12 protein-coding genes are annotated in these 18,638 nt (G+C 75.2%); 3 read left to right on the top strand and 9 right to left on the bottom strand.

Features of this window, described 5'->3' with window-relative positions:
- Positions 1-106: 106 nt before the first annotated feature.
- On the bottom strand, positions 107-2,314 hold the full coding sequence (locus ACFXDE_RS09425; protein ID WP_380492491.1) for a BTAD domain-containing putative transcriptional regulator: 2,208 nt from the start codon (positions 2,312-2,314) through the stop codon (positions 107-109).
- Between the two features lie 321 nt (positions 2,315-2,635).
- Here ACFXDE_RS09425 and ACFXDE_RS09420 point away from each other — a divergent pair, with 321 nt between their 5' ends.
- Positions 2,636-5,434: a BTAD domain-containing putative transcriptional regulator gene (locus ACFXDE_RS09420; RefSeq protein WP_380492489.1), complete on the top strand. Its 2,799-nt coding sequence runs from the start codon at positions 2,636-2,638 to the stop codon at positions 5,432-5,434.
- 37 nt (positions 5,435-5,471) lie between these two features.
- On the opposite strand, the gene ACFXDE_RS09415 is transcribed toward ACFXDE_RS09420, so the two are convergent.
- The 3 genes from ACFXDE_RS09415 to ACFXDE_RS09405 form a co-directional block, all read right to left on the bottom strand.
- Positions 5,472-6,926 (bottom strand): FAD-dependent monooxygenase, encoded by a 1,455-nt coding sequence (locus tag ACFXDE_RS09415; RefSeq protein WP_380492487.1) that lies wholly within the window; start codon positions 6,924-6,926, stop codon positions 5,472-5,474.
- A 71-nt stretch (positions 6,927-6,997) separates the two neighbouring features.
- Positions 6,998-7,603 carry a TetR family transcriptional regulator gene (locus ACFXDE_RS09410; RefSeq protein WP_380492485.1) on the bottom strand — a complete coding sequence of 202 codons (606 nt, stop codon included), beginning with the start codon at positions 7,601-7,603 and terminating at the stop codon, positions 6,998-7,000.
- 121 nt (positions 7,604-7,724) lie between these two features.
- The gene (locus ACFXDE_RS09405) at positions 7,725-8,696 is read right to left on the bottom strand and encodes a GlxA family transcriptional regulator (protein WP_380492483.1); all 972 of its coding nucleotides are present in this window, start codon (positions 8,694-8,696) and stop codon (positions 7,725-7,727) included.
- Between the two features lie 398 nt (positions 8,697-9,094).
- Between ACFXDE_RS09405 and ACFXDE_RS09400 the strand changes: the two genes are divergently transcribed.
- The gene (locus ACFXDE_RS09400; protein ID WP_380492482.1) at positions 9,095-10,141 is read left to right on the top strand and encodes a nuclear transport factor 2 family protein; all 1,047 of its coding nucleotides are present in this window, start codon (positions 9,095-9,097) and stop codon (positions 10,139-10,141) included.
- 51 nt (positions 10,142-10,192) lie between these two features.
- Here the strand turns inward: ACFXDE_RS09400 and ACFXDE_RS09395 are convergent, their stop codons facing one another.
- Both ACFXDE_RS09395 and ACFXDE_RS09390 read right to left on the bottom strand, forming a co-directional pair.
- Entirely contained in the window at positions 10,193-10,780 is a 588-nt protein-coding gene (locus tag ACFXDE_RS09395) for a sigma-70 family RNA polymerase sigma factor (RefSeq protein WP_380492480.1), read from the bottom strand.
- Between the two features lie 207 nt (positions 10,781-10,987).
- Positions 10,988-11,404, bottom strand: a complete 417-nt coding sequence (locus ACFXDE_RS09390) for a hypothetical protein (RefSeq protein WP_380492478.1) — start codon at positions 11,402-11,404, stop codon at positions 10,988-10,990.
- Positions 11,405-11,686: 282 nt separating this feature from the next.
- Here ACFXDE_RS09390 and ACFXDE_RS09385 point away from each other — a divergent pair, with 282 nt between their 5' ends.
- Positions 11,687-12,247: a LysM peptidoglycan-binding domain-containing protein gene (locus ACFXDE_RS09385; RefSeq protein WP_380492476.1), complete on the top strand. Its 561-nt coding sequence runs from the start codon at positions 11,687-11,689 to the stop codon at positions 12,245-12,247.
- Between the two features lie 34 nt (positions 12,248-12,281).
- Here ACFXDE_RS09385 and ACFXDE_RS09380 read toward each other — a convergent pair whose 3' ends face one another.
- The 3 genes from ACFXDE_RS09380 to ACFXDE_RS09370 all read right to left on the bottom strand — a co-directional run bounded on the left by ACFXDE_RS09380 (position 12,282) and on the right by ACFXDE_RS09370 (position 18,505).
- Complete coding sequence (locus tag ACFXDE_RS09380) at positions 12,282-13,457, bottom strand: S8 family serine peptidase (RefSeq protein WP_380492474.1); 1,176 nt, start codon at positions 13,455-13,457, stop codon at positions 12,282-12,284.
- A 178-nt stretch (positions 13,458-13,635) separates the two neighbouring features.
- Positions 13,636-16,992, bottom strand: coding sequence for a right-handed parallel beta-helix repeat-containing protein (locus ACFXDE_RS09375; protein WP_380492473.1), 3,357 nt, complete (start codon positions 16,990-16,992; stop codon positions 13,636-13,638).
- A 55-nt stretch (positions 16,993-17,047) separates the two neighbouring features.
- A complete protein-coding gene (locus tag ACFXDE_RS09370) occupies positions 17,048-18,505 on the bottom strand; it encodes a hypothetical protein (protein WP_380492471.1) in 1,458 nt (485 codons plus the stop codon).
- Between the last annotated feature and the right edge of the window lie 133 nt (positions 18,506-18,638).

Below are 18,638 nucleotides of genomic sequence, written 5' to 3'. Positions count from 1 at the left end.
ACCCGACTGTACGGCACATCGGGTGTGCGGTCGAATCGCTTTCCTCGCCGCGGCCTCCGAGACCCCGATCAACCGCGGGCGCGCTGTGTGCCGGCGAGAGCGCGGATCAGCCGGACTCGGGTGGCCCGCCGGGCCTCGCCCCCGGTGTCCGGGCATCCGCCGCGACGGCCACACGGACCTCGGCGGGCTTCGCGTGCACCACCTCGGGGGCGGCGCGCAGCAGGTCGGCCAGCAGGCGGTCCAGCGGATCGGGCTCCGCGTGGTCGGGCCACGGCTCGGGGGTCGGCGCCGGGCGGATCCCGGCCAGGGTTCGGCTCAGCCTGTCCACGAGGACCCCCGGCCCGGTGCACGTCTCGCGTTCGGCCGTGGCGCGTTCCGAGACCTGGCGGGTCAGTTCACCGACCAGTCTCCGGGCCAGCTCCAGCTCCTGCTCGGCGGTTTCGAACGCCCTCGCCGAGATGCTCTGCGGCGGGATGGCATCCGCGAGCGGCGCCAGCGCGGCCGTGGCGGCGTCGACGGTGTGGTCGAGCAGGCGGCGGACGGCAGCGGCGCGGTCGGCGGCGGGGAGCTCGGCCGCGAGTTCGGCGGCGTAGAGGCGGGCGAGGCGGTCGCTGCGGAAGCGGCCGGGGGAGGCTTCCTGGACGAGGTGGGCCGCGTCGAGCTCGGCGAGGAGTTCCCGGGCCCGCGCGCGGGTGACGTCGGCGAGGGCGGCCCCGGCCGCGCTGTCGAGGGCGCCGCCGGGGTGGAGGCCGGAGAGGGCGAACAGGCGGCGGGCTTCGGCGGGCAGGGCGCGGACGGTCCGGCCGAGTGCGGCGGCGATGCCGAGGGCGCCGCCGGTGGCGAGGGCGGCGAGGCCGGTGCGCTCGTCGGACATCTCGTGCACGACGTCGCCGAGGACCCAGCCCGGGCGGGAGGCGAGTCGGGCGCCGGCGACCCGCAGGGCGAGCGGCAGCCGGTCGCACAGGGCGGCCAGGCGGCGGGCGGCGGCGGGGTCGGCGGCGACGCGTTCGGCGCCGACGACGCGGCCGAGGAGTTCGACGGCCTCGTCCTCCGGCAGGCCGCCGACGGGCAACGGGATGGCGGCCTCGCTGACCACGAGGTCGGTCAGCCGGGAGCGGCTGGTGATGACGACCACGGGCTCGGGCGCGCAGGGCAGGAGCGGCTCGACCTGTTCCGCGGAGCGGGCACCGTCGAGGACGAGCAGGAGCCGGCGACCCTCGGTCAGCTTGCGCAGCAGCGCGCCCGCGCGGCCGGGGTCGGCGGGGCGTTCGGCGGCCGGAACACCGAGCCGGGCGAGGACGACGTCGAGGGCCTCGGCGGTGGTGAGGGGCTCCTCCTCGCCGAAGCCGCGGAGGTCGACGTGGACGCGGCCGTCGGGGAACCGGTCGGCGCGGGCGTGCGCCCAGTGCAGGACGAGGCTGGTCTTGCCGGCGCCGGCGACGCCGGTGACGAGCACCGGGCGGCCGTCGGCGCGGCGGGCCGCTTCGTCGAGGCGCCGCAGTTCCACGGCGCGGCCGACGAGGCCGGTGCCGGTGCGCGGCAGCGCGGCACCGGGCGCCGGGGCGGGCGGGGCCGCGGAAGCAGACGCACGGACCGCCGGAACGGCCACGGCGTCGGCAGCCTGCCGCAGGAGGTGGCCCGGTGCCAGCCCCCGGCTCGCGAGCCGCTCGTGGAACCGCGCCAACGCGAGGCGCGCGTCGGCGGGCCGGCCGGCCTGGTGGAGGCAGCGGATGAGCAGGGCCGCGGCGGGTTCGCGCAGCGGGTCGGCCGCGACGGCGGCCTGGAGGTCGTCGAGGGCGTCGGCACCGCGGCCGACGGTCAGCAGCCGCTCGGCGAGCCGCTCGACGGCGAGCGCGCGGGCGGTGTCGAGCCGCCGGCCGGCGGTCTCGGTCAGGACGCGCGACCCGCAGTCGCTGAGGGCGGGCCCGTCCCAGAGGTCCAGGGCCTCGCGCAGCAGCGCGATGGACCGCTCGGTGTCGGCGGCGTCCTCGGCGGCGGCGCTGAGCCGTTCGAAGCGCTTGGCGTCGACGAGGTCGGGCTCGCCGACGAGGACGTAGCCCTGAGCCCTGGTCAGGAGGGTCAGGCCCTCGCAGAGGCTGCGGCGGACGGCGGACACGTGCCCCTGGAGGGCAGCGCGCGCGGTGGGCGGCGGCGCGCCCTCCCACACGGTGTCGAGCAGCCGGTCCACCGTGACGTGGCCGTTGAGCTCGCTGGCAAGCAACGAGAGCACGGCGCGCCGACGGGCACCCGTCAGGCCGACGGGGCGCCCCTGCGGACAGTGGACTTCGACGCGGCCCAGCAGCCGGACGCGCACACCCAACTCCCTGAGTACCCGAGGACGGACGGAACGGCCTGAGGATACGAAGTGGTTCGATCTTCGTCCAAGTGCCCGAATCCATTGGTTAAGTAATACAACTACCGTGCACAGAAAGAGATTTGGAGCACTCCGACGGCCAATGGTCAACACTCAAGGTTCGCCCGGAGTTCACCTTGGGCTCATCGTGCCCACGGCATCTCCGCCGCTCCGCAGGGTGGCCATCGCCCCATATCGACGCGCGTAGACTCACATGCTGGACAGGATGATTGAATGACCGCCCCGGCTCCTCCGCCGGGACGCGGCGGACATGGGGAGCGCATGCGCATTCGGCTGCTCGGGCCCACCGAGCTGAGGGCCGCGGACGGCCGCACGGTGCCGGTCGCCGGGGCCAAGCGCCGCGCGGTGCTGGCCCTGCTGGCGCTGGAGCTGGGCCGGTGCGTCCGGATCGAGCGGTTCTACGGCCTGCTGTGGGACGACGAGCCCCCGATCCAGGCGAAGGCCGCGCTCCAGGGGCACATCGCCGCGCTGCGCAAGCACCTGCACGGCACGCCCCTGACCCTGCACACCCAGGCGCCCGGCTACCTCCTCGACGGCGACCGCGAGTGCGTCGACATCCACCGCTTCACCACGCTCACCACCCGCGCCGCCGACGAACCCGACGACGAAGCCGCGGCCGCCCTGCTCGGGCAGGCCCTCGCCCTCTGGGACGGGCCAGCCCTCGCCGACCTGCCCGCCACCGAGCAACGGCACGGCCTCGCCAACCAGTTGGACCGCGCCCGCGAGCAGGCCCTGCACGACTGGACGGAACGCCTCCTGCGCACCGGCCGGGGTGCCGCCGCCCTCCCGTCGCTCGAACGGCACCTGCACACCGACTGGCTCCAGGAGCCCACCGTCGCCCTGCTCGTGCGCTGCCTGCACCAGGCCGGGCGCCCGGCCGAGGCCCTGCGCCTCTACCACCGCGCCCGCGCCGGCCTCGCGGCCGAGCTGGGCATGTGGCCGGGCACCGCCCTCCAGGCGGCCCTCGCCGTCGTCCTGGCCGACGAGCGCGCCACTGCGGACACCGGCACCTCCGAGAATCCGCCGGCCGCCCCGGCACGGCCCACCGCCGCCACCCCCCGGTCCACCACCGGCTCGCTCCCCCGCCGGACCGCCGGCTTCGTCGGCCGCGACGCCGAACTGCGCTGGCTCGACCAGGCCTGCGGCCCCGGCCGTCCCGACCACGCGCTCGCCGTCGTCGTCGGCGCGGCCGGCGCCGGCAAGACCGCGACCGCCGTCCGCTGGGCCCACACCGCCGCCGGCGGCTTCCGCGACGGACACCTCCACTGCGACCTGCGCGGCTTCGACCCCGCCCGCCCCAGCGAACCCGCCGAGGTGCTCGGCCGGTTCCTGCGCGCCCTCGGACTCGCCGAGGCCGAGATCCCCGAGGACCACGCCCGACGCGGCGCCCTCTACCGCGCGCTCACCGCCGAGCGCGAACTGCTGGTGCTCCTCGACAACGTCCGCAGCGCCGAGGACGTCACCGAACTCCTGCCCGCAGGGCCTCGCAGCGCCACCGTCGTCACCAGCCGGCACACCCTGGAGGACCTGGTCGTCACCGAGGGCGCCGCCCTGCTGCGCCTCGAACCCCTGCCCCAGACCGACGCCCTCGCACTGCTCTCCCAGGTGCTCGGCGTGGAGCGCCTCGCCGCCGAACCCGTCGCCGCCCGACGGCTGGCCGGGCTCTGCGACCACCTGCCGCTCGCCCTGCGGATCGCCGCCGCCCGCCTCGCCGCCCAGCCCGCCTGGAGCGTCGCCGACCTCGTCGCCGAGGCCGAGGACGAGCGCACCCGGCTGCCCGCACTCGACGCCCAGGGCGGCGTCAGCGTGCGCTCCGCCCTCAACCTGACGCTGCGCCGCCTGCCCCCGACCGCCGCCCGGCTCGTCGCCCTGCTGGCCGTCCACCCCGGGCCGGAGATCGACGTGCCCGCCGCCGCCGCACTGCTGGAGGCCCGCCCGGCCGAGGTCCGCGGCGCCCTCGGCGAACTCGCCGCCCACCACCTGCTCACCGAGACCGCCCCCGGCCGCTACGGCCGCCACGACCTCGTCCGGCTCTACGGCCGCGAGCTGCTCGACGGCGACCCGCCCGCCCGGCGCCACGCCGCCCTCGTCCGGCTGCTCGACTACTACCTCACCGCCGCGATGGCCGGTGCGAGCCGGCTCCAGCCGCACCTCACCGAGTTCGAACAGCCGGTCGCGTTCCCGCCGCCCGACCTGCCCCACCTGCCGGACGTCCGCACCGCCCTCGACTGGTTCCGCACCGAGGAGCCCACCGTCCGCGCCCTCGTCGCCGCCGGCGCCCGGGCCGGCGAGGGCGACCGCTCGTGGCGGCTCGCCTTCCTCGCCAACTGCCTCTACTTCGGCGCCGGACGGCTCACCGACCGCCTCGACTGCCTGCGGCACGGCCTCACCGCCGCCACCCGCACCGGCGACCCGGTCGCCACCGCCCTCGTCGAGGCCGCCACCGCACGGGCGCTCAGCGGAAAGCGGCGGCCCGTCGAGGCCCTCGCCCTCGCCCGCCGCGCCGCCGACCGCGCCCGGCACCACGACGGTCCGGCCCAGATCTACACGATGGCCGTGCTGGCCGCCGCCCTCGCCGACCACGGCGACCTCGCCGAGGCCCGCGAACTCTCCGACGCCGCCGTGCGCCGGCTGGACGACCTGGGCCTCCACGAGGCCGGCGCCGCCGTCCTCGCCAACGCGGCCACGCTCGCCGCACTCGTCGGCGACGGACCGGCGGCGCTGCGCCACGCCCACGAGGCCCAGCGGCTGCTGGCCGCACACCCGCACGCCACCTTCCACCTCTTCGCGCTCGCCGACGAGGCCGAAGCCCTGCGGCTCCTCGGCCGCCACGACGAGTCGGAACGGGCCTGGCAGGAGGCCGCCGAACGCTGCCGGGCCAGCGGGGCGCTGCACCTGGCGGCCGCGGTCGAGCAGCGGTACGCGGACTTCCTCCTGAGCGTCGGACGCGCCCGGGAGGCGGCCGAACACCTGGGCCGGGCAGAGGAGTTCTGCGCGGAGTCCGGCGACACCCGGGGCGCCGCCGAACTCGCGGCGCGGATCTCCGCGATCGGAGCCTGAGGGCACGGAACGCAACCGGCCCCGCCGGGCGTGCTGTTCAGGCCGCCCTGAACCAGACACCCAGCGCTTCGTGCAGGCCATCGTTCGTGGTGCCCTGCCAGGCGACGTAGCAGTCGGGCCGGAGAAGCAGTGCGGTATCGAGGTCCGGGACCGTCACGGTGTCGACGTGCGACGCCCAAACGCCCGCGTCGAGGGTGCCGGTGGGGTCCAGGAGGAGCGGGCGGCCGGTGCGGGTGAGTTCGCGCAGGCCCGGCAGGTCCGGCGCCCACCGGCCCACCAGCGGTCCGGTTGCCGACCCCATGTCGTAGGTGATGTCCGCGCCGGACAGCAGGTTCGCGACGTGCTGCCGGGTCGCGGGCTGGGCGAGCAGCTCGCCGAACAGTTCACGCAACGCCGTCACATCGGCGCCCGGGCGCATCAGTTGCGACTGCGCCTGCGTGTGCATGGCGACCCGCCGCGCCACCGGGGACCGCTCCAGCTCGTAGGTGTCCAGCAGCCCCTCCGGCGCGCGGCCGCGCAATTCCGCGGCCAGCTTCCAACCGAGGTTGACCGCATCCTGCAGGCCCAGATTCAGCCCCGGGCCACCGATCGCCGAGTGCACGTGTGCGGCGTCACCGAGCAGGAACACCCGGCCCGCGCGGTACTGCGACGCGATCCGGGTGTTGCCGCCGAACAGCCGCCGCATCATGTGCGGTCCCGCTCCGGTCGGCGGGTGGAGCGGCAGGTCCGCGCCGAGCACCCGGCAGGCACTGACCCGGAGTTCGTCGAGTGAAGCCTCGCCCTCGGCCGGCTGGTCCCACTCCGTCGTGCTGATCAGCGGAGCGCCGGCCGGGAACGGTGCCCAGGTGATCAGGCCGCGCTCGGTGCGCAGGTGCCGAAACGGCGGTATGACACCGAAATCGGGGACGACCAGGCCGCCATCGGCACCGACCATCTCCGAGGGCACGCTCACGTGTCCGGTACGAGACACCGAGTCATCCGCGGTCACGCCGGGGAACCCGATGCCGGTGAGCCTGCGGACCGTACTGTGTCCGCCATCGGCTCCGACCAGGAACGCCGCCTCCATCGACTCCCGCCCGCGCAGCTCGACCGTCACCGAGTCCTCGCCCTGCGTCAGGCCGGTGACCTCGTGACCGCGGCGGACCTCGACGCCCAGTTCGGCCGCGCGCTCGGCGAGCATCTGCTCCACCCTGCGCTGCGGCACCATCAACGTGTAGAGCGGGTTGTCCGGCAGGTCCTTCAGGTCGAGCGGGAACGCGCCGAACACGAACCCGGGCGCCGGCTCGGGGGTGGCACCGGGTGCGGTCAGCCGCTCGTACAATCCACGCCGGTCGAGCATCCGGACGACCTGGCCGACCAGGCCGTTCGCGCGCTGCTCGCCGGACGGTTCGGTGAGGCGTTCCAGGACGAGCGGACGCGCGCCGGCCAGGGCGAGTTCGCAGGCCAGCATCAGACCGTTCGGTCCGGCGCCAGCGATGATGACGTCGATCATGGGCAGAGTCCTTTTCCGGGCAGGGGACATCGGCCCGACCGGCCGCCGGGCTTTCCGTCCGCAACGGATTGCTAGGGAGTCGGCAGACCCGCCGCGATTCGGGCGAGGGCATCCGTGAGCAAGTGCTCAACCGGTACCGGCGGATCCGTGCGGAGGTGGTGTGCCATGGCGGTGTTGGTCGCGGCCATGACTGCGGACGCGACAAGGTGCGGGTACAGGTCCTGTTCCAGGTCGGTACCGGTGCGGTGGGCGATGGCCGCGGCGATCTCGGCCTCGGCCATGGCCCCGGCCCGCAGCATCTCGCCTTGCAGGGCCGGTTCGGCGACCATCATGCGCACGCCTGCCGTCCACTTCCGCGCGTCCGGAACCGGGTGAGCGACCGCTGCGCCGTCCGGTTCGAACTGCGGCAGCACAGCCCGGGTGATCGCGTCCCACAGCGGCTCTGCCGGGCCCTCGCGCAGCGCTTCCGCGATGCGCAGGCAACGGTCGAGGTGGCGCGCGACGATCGCCTCGCCCTTGCTGGAGAAGTAGTTGTTGAACGTGCGCGGCGAGACACCGGCGGCCTCGGCGATGTCCTCCACCTTGACGTTGTCGAGCCCTCGCTCGACGACCAGCCGTAGTGCCGCCCAACTGAGCGCGGCGCGCGTCTCGGCCTTCTTCCGTTCTCGCAGCCCCATGGAACGACGGTAGCAAAGATTGCGTGCCACGCACATATGCGTGGCACGCAATATTTGGCCGCCGGCGCCGACCTGCTGTCCGCTTCGTGGCCGCAACCGGCGGCCTGCCCGGAAGGACGGGTCAACGACCAGCTACAGCAGCTGAGTTGAACGTCTCGCGGTAGGTGCTTGGCGGTACCCCGACGTGCGCCTTGAACAGGGTCCGGAAGTTGGCCGGCGTGCCCAGGCCGCAGCGCCGTGCGACGGCTTCGACCGTCAGGTCGCTCGATTCCAAGAGTTCCCGTGCGAGGCCGAGCCTTGCGTCGAGCAGCCAACTCATCGGCGGCCGGCCGGTGTCGGAGTGGAAGCGACGGATGAGCGTGCGGCGGGACATGCCGGCCCGGCGCGCCAACTGGTCGACGGTGAGCGGCTGGTGCAGGTGGCGCAGGGCCCACTCGTACACCGGCATCGTCGCGCCGGAGGCGTCCGGGGCCACCGGCAGGTCGGCGAACTGGGTCTGGCCGCCGGTGCGGTGGGGGGCGGTGACCAGCAGCCGGGCCCGCTGGTTCGCGAGGCGGGCGCCGTAATCGCGGCGGATGAGGTGCAAGGACAGGTCGAGGCCCGCGGCGACTCCGCCCGAGGTCAGCACCTGGCCTTCATCGATGTACAGCTCGTGCGGTTGCACCGTCACCTGCGGGTGCCGCCTGGCCAGCTCTGCGGCGTAGCGCCAGTGTGTGGTGGCCCGGCGGCCGTCGAGCAGGCCGGCGGCGGCCAGGGCGAATGCTCCCGAGCAGATGGACACCATCCGGCTGCCGCGGGCGGCCGCCTGTGCGAGCGCGGCGGTGACCGCGGCGGAAGGCGGGTCGGGTTCCAGGTACCCGGGGACGATCACGGTGTCCGCGGGCCGGAGGGCGTTCAGCCCGTCGGCGACGGACAGCGCCGGGCCGCCGTTCATCGGCACCAGGCCGGGCCGTTCCGTGCACACCGTCATCGAGTACGGCCCGTCCGGCCAGCTTCCGAAGACCTGCAACGGAATCCCGACGTCGAGGGCGAGGACGTTGTCGAGCGCGACCACGACCACGTGGTGCTTGCCGCCGGAGGTGTGAACTCCCATGGCACGATTCTATCGCTGCATGGCACTCGTGCCACTGACGGCCTCACCCTGCGCGCGCCTACGGTCATTTCATGACCACGAGAAGCCCTCTCCTGCCGTCACTGCCGGGCGTGGTGGTTGTGGACAGGTCCGGCGAGGACGCATCAGTGCGGTCTGCCGACTCAGGGCCGTCCCGGCGGCCCGGCTCCCGCGACCGAGTACACCAATGGTCGAGATCATCGGCGCCGAGCACGGCAAGTACCGCAACGTCTGGCCACCGGCGACGGAGGAACTCATCAAGCAGGTCCAGGAGACCGCCTGGACCCGCACGGTGTGATCCGCCACCGGCCAGGCGTCGCGCCGACACCCAAGCGGCTCCGCCCGGAGCCGCGCGCCACCGCACACGAAAGAGAGCTGCCGTGACCACCGACGCACCCCTGCCCGTCTTCGAACGGCTCGGCCTCCCGGACACGGACCTGTCCCGGGACGCCTACGCCTACGTGGAGAGGGCCACGCCCGACTTCGTCTTCTTCCACAGCGTCCGCAGCTACGTCTTCGCCCGCGCCCATGCCCGGCACCAGAATCTGCGCGCGGGTGCCGATTACGACGACGAACTGCTGTTCCTCAGCTGCGTCCTGCACGACATCGGGCTGAGCGAGGAGGGCAACGGCGACCAGCGTTTCGAGGTCGACGGTGCCGACACCGCGGCGGCGTTCCTCCGCGAACGCGGCGTCGAGGAACGGCGCATCACCATCGCCTGGGACGCCATCGCGCTGCACACCTCCGATGGCATCGCCGCGCGCAAGGGCGCAGAGGTGCGACTGGCCCAGGAGGGCATCGGCACCGACATCCTCGGAGTCCGGCGCGAGAGCCTTCCGGCCGGCCTCGCCGACGACGTGCACGCCCTCCTCCCCCGCATGGACCTGGGCTACGCGCTGAGCGACGCGATCGTCGACCAGGCCAAGTCCAGGCCGCAGAAGGCATCTCCGTTGACGTTCCCGGGAGCACTGCTGCGCCACCACCTGCCCCATGGCGCCCAGCCCACGTGGTACGACCTGCTCGCCGGCGCGGGCTGGGGGGACAAGCCCGTCGGTGCCGTCGCCCGGCGCCGTGCGGAGACGCCCGAGCAAGTGGGGGCCCTGTTCACGGAGTACCTGGAGGCGGGTGACATCGAGGGCCTGGTGTCGCTGTACGAGCCGCGCGCGCACTTCGTCCCCGCCCCCGGAACCCACCTGGTGGGCACCGAGGCCATCCGGACGGCCCTGCAACAGCTGATCGACAGCGGCGCCCGCCTCAAGCTCCAACTGCGCGAGATCCGGCAGGTGGACGACATCGCCCTGGTGTCGAACACCGCCACCCTGACGGGCGCCGGCCCCGAGCCGGTGATCTCCACGACGACGGAGATCCTCCGGCGCCGGCCGGACGGCGGCTGGGCCCACGTCGTGGACGACCCCTTCTTCAACTGACCGTCCACGCCCGCGCCATCAGGTGACAGCAGAACCGATCGCGCCAGAGGCTCACACCGCGATGCCCATGCCCCTCGCCTCCAGTATCGGCCGCAGCGCACGCACCGCGTAGAAGCTGCGGGACTTCACCGTCCCCACCGCGACGCCGAGCACCTGCGCGGCCTCCACCATCGAGCGGCCCTTCAGGTGCAGTTCCACCAGCACGTCCCGGTGGTGCGGCTGGAGCTCCGCCAGGGCCGAGGCCATGTCCCGGGCGGCGAGCAGTTCGTCGTACGGGTCGTGGGTGCCGGCGTGCTCCTCTGGTGACTCGTCGGCCACCTCCTGTACGCGCGCGGTGGCCATCCGGAAGTGGTCGATCGCGATCCGGCGGGCCACCGTGAACAGCCACGGCCGGCTCTGCTCCAGGCCCCGCTGGATCGCGGCCGGGTTCTGCCAGGCGCGCAGCAGGGTCTCCTGCAGGATGTCCTCGGCCTTGCCGCGGTCACCGCTGGTGACTCTCAGCAGGGCCCGCATCAGGTACGGACCGTGCAGGCGGTACAGCTCCGCCAGGGTGTCCTGGTCGAGGGTCGCACGCCCCCGGGAGGGCTGGTCGGTGCCCTGCGGGGCGCCTTCGGGGGAAGCGGCGGCTTCCACGGCCACGGCGTCTGTCCTTCGCTCCGGTGCTACGGCATCGGCGAGGAGCGGCGGGATCCTTGCGCTGGTGCGGTCCCCGGGGCCTCGCCCTGACGGGAAAACCGTCCCAGCCGCCGCCAACGTCCGGCCAACGATCCGCCAACGGGTCCCGGCGGACGGCCGTTGGCGGGCGTTGGCGCACGTTGGCGGGCGTTGGCCGTGCGTCCTCTTCCGTCAGCGGCGGGCGGCGAGGGCCGCCGTGAGGCGCTGGACGCCGTCCTCCCCGAAGCGCTGCACGAGGACCGCGACCCAGCCCGCGAGCTCGGTCCGCTCACGCTCGGTCCAGGCGGCCGCCGACGGGTGTTCGTCCGTCACCAGGGCCCGGGCCAGCAGCAGGTGCGCGGCCGTCGGCACCGGCCAGGGCCGCCCGGCCAGCCCCTGGACGGCCAGCCGCCGGGCCACCGCCACGACGTCCCGGGCCGCCGCCGCGGGCACCTGCCACCCGTACGGGGCCGCCGCCGGCCCGGGGACGTCCTCGACGGCCTCGGCCAGCCAGGAGGCGATCAGCCGCCGCGCCGTCTCCTCGTCCTCCCGCCGTCCGCTCCCCGTGACGGCCGGCCTGCCGTCGCCGCGGTCCACCGTCGTCGCCATCGGAGTCCACCTCACCCGTGCTCGCGCCTCGTTGCTCTACGTCCGTGTAGTTGAACGGATAACATGCTCGCGATTGTTCAGCTCCGCGTCGCCCCGCAGGTGGGAACCGTTGGACGGTACCGACCTCGGGGACCATCGGTACGCAAACGTCTCCGGGCGGCGGTCGGGTCCGGGGATCTCGTTCGGGTGAAATCCCGCGTGCAGGACCGTTTCTGCTGACCTCGGCCGTCACACCGCCGTGCCACTCTGACGGCGCAATCCCCTCCCCCGAAAGGAACATCCATGGGTGACACGCTGCGCGTGGGCGACGAACTCGGTCTCGGCCACTCCCTCCAGGGCGGTGCCTACACCCTGACGCTGCAGCACGACGGCAATCTGGTCCTCTCCGAGCCGGGCGCCGTCGTCTGGGCCTCCGACACCGACGACAAGGGCGTCCAGCGGGCCGTGCTCCAGGACGACGGCAACTTCGTGCTCTACGACGGCGACGGCGCGGTGTGGGCCACCGACACCAACGGCCGGGACGCCGACCGGCTGGTGGTACAGGCCGACCGCAACGTGGTGCTGTACGGCAAGGACGGCGGCGCGCTGTGGGCGTCGGACACCGGAACCGACAACCCCGTCGCCGCTCCGGAGCCGGCGGCCGCGGCACCGGTCGCCGAGGCCGTGACCCCGCCCCCGGCCATCCCCGCGGCGCGCACCTACACGGTCGAGCCCGGCGACACCCTGTGGGCCGTCGCCGAGCGCTTCTACGGCGACGGTGACCGCTACCGCGACATCGCCACCGCCAGCGGCATCGACGACCCGGACCTGATCGACGTCGGCCAGGTGCTGACGATCCCGTAGGCGGGCCGGAACGCCGGCCGGTCGGCGGCGGGTCTCACACCCCGCCGCGGCGGCGGCCCAGGCGGACGGTCAGGCCGCCGAAGCCCACCAGCACCATCACGCCCGCGCTGCCGGCCGCGACCGCCAACGCCCGCCAGGTGCCCGAGCGGTCCGGGCCCGGGGTGACCACCACCGGGTCGGCGGCCGCGGCGGTCCGGTGGGCGGCCGCGGGCCAGGAGGCGGTCACGGCCGCCACCGGGTCGACGGTGCCGTAGCCCACCCCGGCGTCCGGGAGGCGGGTGCCCGGGCGGTAGGCGGTCGTCTCCAGACGGCGCACGAGTTGCTCCGGCGTCAGGTCCGGCCGCAGCGCCAGCACCAGCGCCGCCGTACCGGCCACGTAGGCGGTGGCGCAGCCCGGTCCTGAGGCCGTGAACAGGCCGCCGCCGGGCCCGGTGCCGGTGACGCCCTCGCCGGGTGCGGCCAGGTCCACGCGTCCGTCCAGGGTGCCGCCGGCCGGCCCGCCGGGACCGGTCGACGCCACCGCGAGCACGCCCGGGTAGGAGGCCGGGAACACCGCGGCACTGCTGCCGCCCCGCGCGTCCGGGGCGACGGGCGCGACGACCAGCGAACCGTGCGCCGCCGCGTACGTGACCGCCTCGCTCAGGGCGTCGCTCGCCCCGGGGACGGGCACCACCACCGCGACAACCCTGGCGCCCTTGTCGACCGCCGCGCGGATCCCGGACGCCAGCAGGTCCGGGGTCGTCGACCCGGCGTCGTCGGTGACCGCCACCGCCAGCACGTGGGCGTCCGGCGCGAGCCCGGAGGCACCGCCGTCGACGGTGCTGCGCCCGGCCACCAGCCCGGCCGCGAAGGTGCCGTGGCCGACGCAGTCGCGGCCCGCGTCGCCGGGGCCGTAGAGCCGCGGCCCGAGCTGCAACCGCCCGGCCAGGGCGGGCGATCCGGCGTCGACCCCCGATCCGACGACGGCGACCGTCACCCCGGCACCGCGGCTCATCGGCCAGGCCTCCTCCGGCCGCAGCGCCCTCTGCGACCAACTCGGTGCGTCGGCGGGCCGGTCGGAGGGCTTGAGGCACCCGTTGCGCTGGACGTCCTGCCGGGTCTGCGTCAGCGGGGGCGGGTCCGCCCCGGGCGTGGGCGCCGCCACCGCCGGAGGGGCGGCGGCCAGCAGCGCGCCGGCGAACGCGGCCCCGGCCCACCGCCGCCCGCTCACGCCGCGCCACCCGAGGAGTCCCGCGGACCGACGGCCCGCGCCCATCGACGGAGACCCGCGCCGAGGCCGGCCGGCCGACCCGACGACGACGCCGACGACCCCGCACCCGACCAACCGCCGACCGCACCTCCGCGCCCGGCCGGCGCCCCGGGCAGCACGCCCCCCGTCCGCCGCCGCCTCACACCGCACTTCCCGTCCGGGCCGGCGCGACGTCCTGCGGCAGCAGCAGGCTGAGGTCGGCGAGATCGGCGACGTCGAGGCGGCTGAGGCGGCCGGCCTGGCGGGTGATCATGCCCTCCAGGGTCTGGCGGGCCGTGCGGCCGTTGCCGAAGGTGCGGTCGCGCGGCATCGAGGCGAACGTCCCGGTGAGGGCGGCCACCGTCTCCGGGGCGAGCACGTAGCCGGCCTTCTCGGCGTGGAGGCCGACGATGGTGACGAGTTCGTCGTCCGTGTAGTGCTCGAACTCGACCTGGCGGGAGAAGCGGGAGGCGAGGCCGGGGTTGGAGGCGAGGAACCCGCGCATCTCGTCCTCGTAGCCGGCGACGATGACCACCACCTCGTCGCGGTGGTCCTCCATCAGCTTCATCAGCGTGTCGACGGCCTCCTGCCCGAAGTCGTTGCCGGCCCCGCCGCGCGGGGTCAGCGTGTAGGCCTCGTCGACGAACAGGACGCCACCGCGGGCGCGTTCGAAGGCCTCGCGGGTGAGCTGGGCGGTGTGGCCGACGTAGCGGCCGACGAGGTCGGCGCGGGCGGTCTCGACGAGCTGGCCGCCCGGCAGGACGCCGAGCTCGGCGAGCAGGCGGCCGTAGAGGCGGGCGACGGTGGTCTTGCCGGTGCCGGGCGGGCCGGCGAAGACGAGGTGGTGGCTGATCGCGGCGGTGGGCAGGCCCGCCTCCTCGCGGCGGCGGACCTGGGTGATGAGGTTGACGAGGTCCTCGACCTGCTCCTTGGCGGCGGGCAGGCCGACCATGGCCCGCAGTTCGTCGAGGATCACGGTGCTGTCCGCGGCCTCGGCCACACCGGCCGCCTCGACGCCGGTGTCGGCCGCGACGAGCAGAGCGAGGTCCTCGTCGGCGATCTCGGGCTGCCGGGCGAGCCGGGTGGCCTGCCGGTCGACCATCTCCTCGAAGACCTTGCGGGCCGACCGGCCGTTGCCGAAGTCCGGTCCCTTGGGCATCCGTTCGAAGAGCGTGGTGAGCGCTTCCCCGGTGCCGTCGGCGAGTTGGTAGCCGTGGCCGGTGGCCGCCTTCTGAACGATGGTGACGAGCTCGTCGACCGCGTAGTTGGCGAACTCCACGGTGCGGCTGAAGCGGGAGGCGAGGCCGGGGTTGGAGGCGAGGAAGTCGGTCATCTCGGCGGAGTAGCCGGCGACGATCACCACGATGTCGTCCCGGTGGTCCTCCATCAGCTTCACGAGGGTGTCGATGGCCTCCCGCCCGAAGTCGGGGCCGTTGCCGCCGGCCCCGGCGGAGAGCGTGTAGGCCTCGTCGATGAACAGGACGCCGCCGAGCGCCTCGTTGAACACCTCGGTGGTCTTGAGCGCCGTGCCGCCGACGATGGCCGCGACGAGGTCGGCGCGCGCGACCTCGGTCAGGTGGCCGCTGCGCAGGACGCCGAGTTCGGCCAGGATGCTGCCGTAGAGGCGGGCGACGGTGGTCTTGCCGGTGCCCGGGGGCCCGGCGAAGATCAGGTGGCGGCTCATCGGGAGGGCGGGCATGCCGGCGAGTTCGCGGCGGCGGGCCAGCCGGTTGAGGTTCACCAGCGTGGCGACCTGCTCCTTCACCGCCGCGAGACCGACGAGGTTCTCCAGGACCTCCAGCGGCCCCTGTGCGGCGGACGCGGGCGCCGGCGCGCCCTCCTCGGCCCGGACGGGCTCGCCCGGAGCGGCGGCCACCCCGGCCGCCCGCGACACACCGGCGTCGGCGCTCGCCGAGCCGTGCGCGTCGGGGTGGCCGTTCTCGCGGCTCTGCAGGTTCTCCACGGACAGGCGGGTGCTGGGAGTGGTCTGCCGCAGGCCGGAGCCGCGGTTGCCGGTGGCGGTGCAGCCGGTCGCGCGGACGGCGTCGGTGGAGTCGACGCGGATGCCGTCGGCCGAGTTGTCGACCGCCTCCAACCTGGTCAGGGCCGCGCGGGCGCCGGCCCCGATCCGGATGCCGTGGCGGCCGTTGGCGCGGGCCCGGACACGGGTGCAGGTGAGGTCGCCGCCGTCGTCGACGGCGAGGCCGTCCTCGGTGGACTCGGCCACGTCGCAGTCGCGCAGGGTGGCGACGCCGCCCGCGCCGACGTGCACGCCGACGCCTCCGGTGCCGCGCACGGTGGTGCCGCCGACGAAGGTGTTGGCGCCGTCGGCGATCATGACCCCGGTGCGGCCGGCGGCGAGCACGGTGGAGTCCTCCAGGCGGCCGCGGCCGTCCCGGACCGCCTCGACGCCGTTGCCGCGCGCGGAGGTGACGGTGATCCGGCGCAGCAGGGGGTTGGCGCCCTCGGCGATCCGCACGCCGCTGCCGCCGGCGTCGCTGACCTCCAGGCGCACGAGTTCTGCGGCGCTCTCGCCGCCGAGGTCGACGCCGGTGTCGCCGCAGTCGCGCACGGCGAGCCCGGTGAAGGCCGGTCCCGCGCAGTCGTCGACGCGGACGCCGACGCCCTCGGCGCCGGTCACCTCGCAGTCCTCGAAGGTGCCGCGGGCGCGGCCGGTGACGTGGATGCCGTGGCCGCGGGTGCGCACCGCGCGGCAGCGGCGCAGCAGCGGGTCGGTGCCGTTGCCGAGCACGATGCCGTGGCCGGTGGTGGCGGTGACGGTGCAGTCCTCCAGGAGCACGCGGGCGGCGGAGCCGACGTAGACGCCGAGGGCGGCGTCTCGGACGGTGGTGCGCAGCACGCGGGTGGTGCTGTGCTCCTCCAGGGCGATCGCGGGCTTGTCGGTGGTGGAGATCTCGCAGTCCTCGATGCTGCCGCGGGCCTCGCCGTTGGCGCAGATGCCGTTGCCGCGGGCGTCGCGCATGACGCAGTTGCGGACGACGGGGTTGGCGCCCTCGCCGATCACGAGGGCGGAGGTGCCGAGGTGTTCGATGACGGTGTCCTCGATGACGCTGGCGCCGGTGGAGGTCTCGACGATGCCGGCGCCGGCCGAGTTGACGATGCGGCAGCCGCGCATGGCGAGAGCGCCCTGCTGGCGGGTGAGGACGGCGGTCCAGGAGTTGCCGACGACCTCGCAGTCCTGGAGGGCGGCCTGGCCGCGGGGGACGTCGACGGCGGGCAGTTCGTCGTCCTGGCCGTGCAGGACGAGGCCGGTGAGCTGGACGGCCTCGGCGACGACCTGGACGACGCAGCCGCGCCGCGGGGTCACCCGGACGGTGCCGCGGACGTCCTCGGCGGCGATGGTGACCATCTTGGTGATCACCAGGTTCTCCTCGTACCGCCCGGGGCGGACGGAGATGACGGCTCCGGCGCGGGCGGCCTCCAGGGCCTCGCCGATCGTGCGGTAGGTGCCGCCGGCCCCCTGCTCCTGGCACACCGTCAGCACATGGCGCGACATGGCTCGCCTTCCCTTTCGTCTGCTTGCTTCGTGCCCTGCGGGCGGGTCGTGCGGGTCATCCGGTGCAGTCGGCCTTCACGGTGGAGGCGGCGAGGTGGGCGCCGGCGGTGCCGCCCCAGTCGATGCCGCGGGTGTGCAGCATGACGGCGATCCGGCCGCCGCCGAGCTGGTAGGTGCCGGCGCTGACCCACTGGCCTTGGTGCTGCGGCTGGTTGATCGAGAACGAGCCGATCGTGCCGCTGCCGGGGCTGGTGCCGTTCTGCACGGTGTAGTAGGCGGGGGCGCCGCCGACCGCCTTGATGTCGCCGTTGTTCGGGATGTAGACGGAGATGCGGCAGCTGCCGCTGGTGACGGGGCTCGCGAAGAACGTCCAGACCACCGAGTTGCCGTCGTCCTTGCTGCGGTCGCCGGACATGGGGACGGACGTGTAGTCGCCGCCGCAGTCGGTGCCACCGTCGTGGTTGGTGACCCAGTCGCGGGAGCCGGCCGAGTGGCCGTTCTCGCTGTAGCCGGTGCTCGACGAGGCGCAGCCCGGTCCGGCGTAGCCGGTGTAGGACGGCGGGGCGGGCGGAGCCGGCGGGGGCACGGCCGCGGGCGGCTGCTGGGGTTGCTGCGGCGGCTGTGGGGCGGACGGTTGAGCGGGGGGCTGGACGGGGGCGGGCTGTGCCGGGGCCTGCGGCGCGGTGCCGGGCTGGGCACCGGCGGCGGGGCGGTCGGCGGCGCCGTTCCCGGCGCGGACGGCGGGGGCCGGGCCGCCGGCCTGGGCGATCGGTGCGCCCGCGACGGCAGCGGCGGCCGGGGCGGGCGGGGCGGGCTGCTGGTCGGGCGTCCCGGGGGCGGGCGTGCCCGGGGCGGGGGTCGCGGCCGGGTCGGTCGGCGCCCCGCTCGGGCTCGCGGGCCCGCTGGTCGGGGAGGCCGTGGCGGCGGGGGTGCCGGGCGGGGTGCCGGGCGCGTCGGGCTCCGGCGCGGGCGCGTCGGGGCGGCTCGTTCCGGTGCCGCCGAGCTGCTCGACGGCGTCGGTGCCGACCTCGCCCCGGCCCATCACGAGCGGGAGGCCCATCAGTACGACGCCGACGGCGGCCGCGGCGACGGCCGGGCGGGGCACCCGTCGGCGGCCGGCGCGCTCCCCTGCCGGTTCGAGCGCGCCGGCCTCGTCGGTCGAGGCGGGCGCGGCCGGCGCGGCGGGCTCCGCAGGCGCGGTGGAGCTGGTGCCGGTCCCGGTGGCGGCCGGGCCGGCGGCATGGGGGGCGACCGAGGCGAGTGTCCTCGCCGCCCGGGCGGGGGCCTGCGCGATGGCGCGCTTGAGCGCGACCAGGCGGGCGGCGGCGGGAACACCGGGTCGGCCAGCCGCCGCAGGGGCGGGCAGCGCAGCGGAGGCAGGGGCAGGAGCGGGCTGGGCCACCGGCGCCGCAGCGCTCGTGCCCTCCGCCCCGCCCTCGTCCATCCCCCAGGCCACCGCCGGCAGCCGGTACCCGGTCGATGCGCCGCCGTTCGTTTCCTGGCTCGTGCCCACCACAGCTCCCTGGCTCCCGTCGGGTTCCCGTTGTCCCGTGTCCCGTTCCCGCGAGGCGCCGACGCCGTGCCGCCGGAGCCTCCGCCACGGTGCACGGACGGAGCCCGGCCCACGGTTCACCCCGGGAGCCGGA

It is taken from the genome of Kitasatospora sp. NPDC059408, from assembly GCF_042751525.1.
Classification (GTDB): Bacteria; Actinomycetota; Actinomycetes; order Streptomycetales; family Streptomycetaceae; genus Kitasatospora.
This window is presented reverse-complemented; position numbering and strand designations above follow the sequence as displayed.

Bases quoted from the DNA above. Each gene is read 5' to 3' on its own strand.
- ACFXDE_RS09390 (WP_380492478.1), bottom strand. From the start codon at position 11,404: ATGGCGACGACGGTGGACCGCGGCGACGGCAGGCCGGCCGTCACGGGG.
- ACFXDE_RS09410 (WP_380492485.1), bottom strand. From the start codon at position 7,603: ATGGGGCTGCGAGAACGGAAGAAGGCCGAGACGCGCGCCGCGCTCAGT.
- ACFXDE_RS09415 (WP_380492487.1), bottom strand. From the start codon at position 6,926: ATGATCGACGTCATCATCGCTGGCGCCGGACCGAACGGTCTGATGCTG.
- ACFXDE_RS09375 (WP_380492473.1), bottom strand. From the start codon at position 16,992: ATGTCGCGCCATGTGCTGACGGTGTGCCAGGAGCAGGGGGCCGGCGGC.
- ACFXDE_RS09385 (WP_380492476.1), top strand. From the start codon at position 11,687: ATGGGTGACACGCTGCGCGTGGGCGACGAACTCGGTCTCGGCCACTCC.
- ACFXDE_RS09420 (WP_380492489.1), top strand. From the start codon at position 2,636: ATGCGCATTCGGCTGCTCGGGCCCACCGAGCTGAGGGCCGCGGACGGC.
- ACFXDE_RS09405 (WP_380492483.1), bottom strand. From the start codon at position 8,696: ATGGGAGTTCACACCTCCGGCGGCAAGCACCACGTGGTCGTGGTCGCG.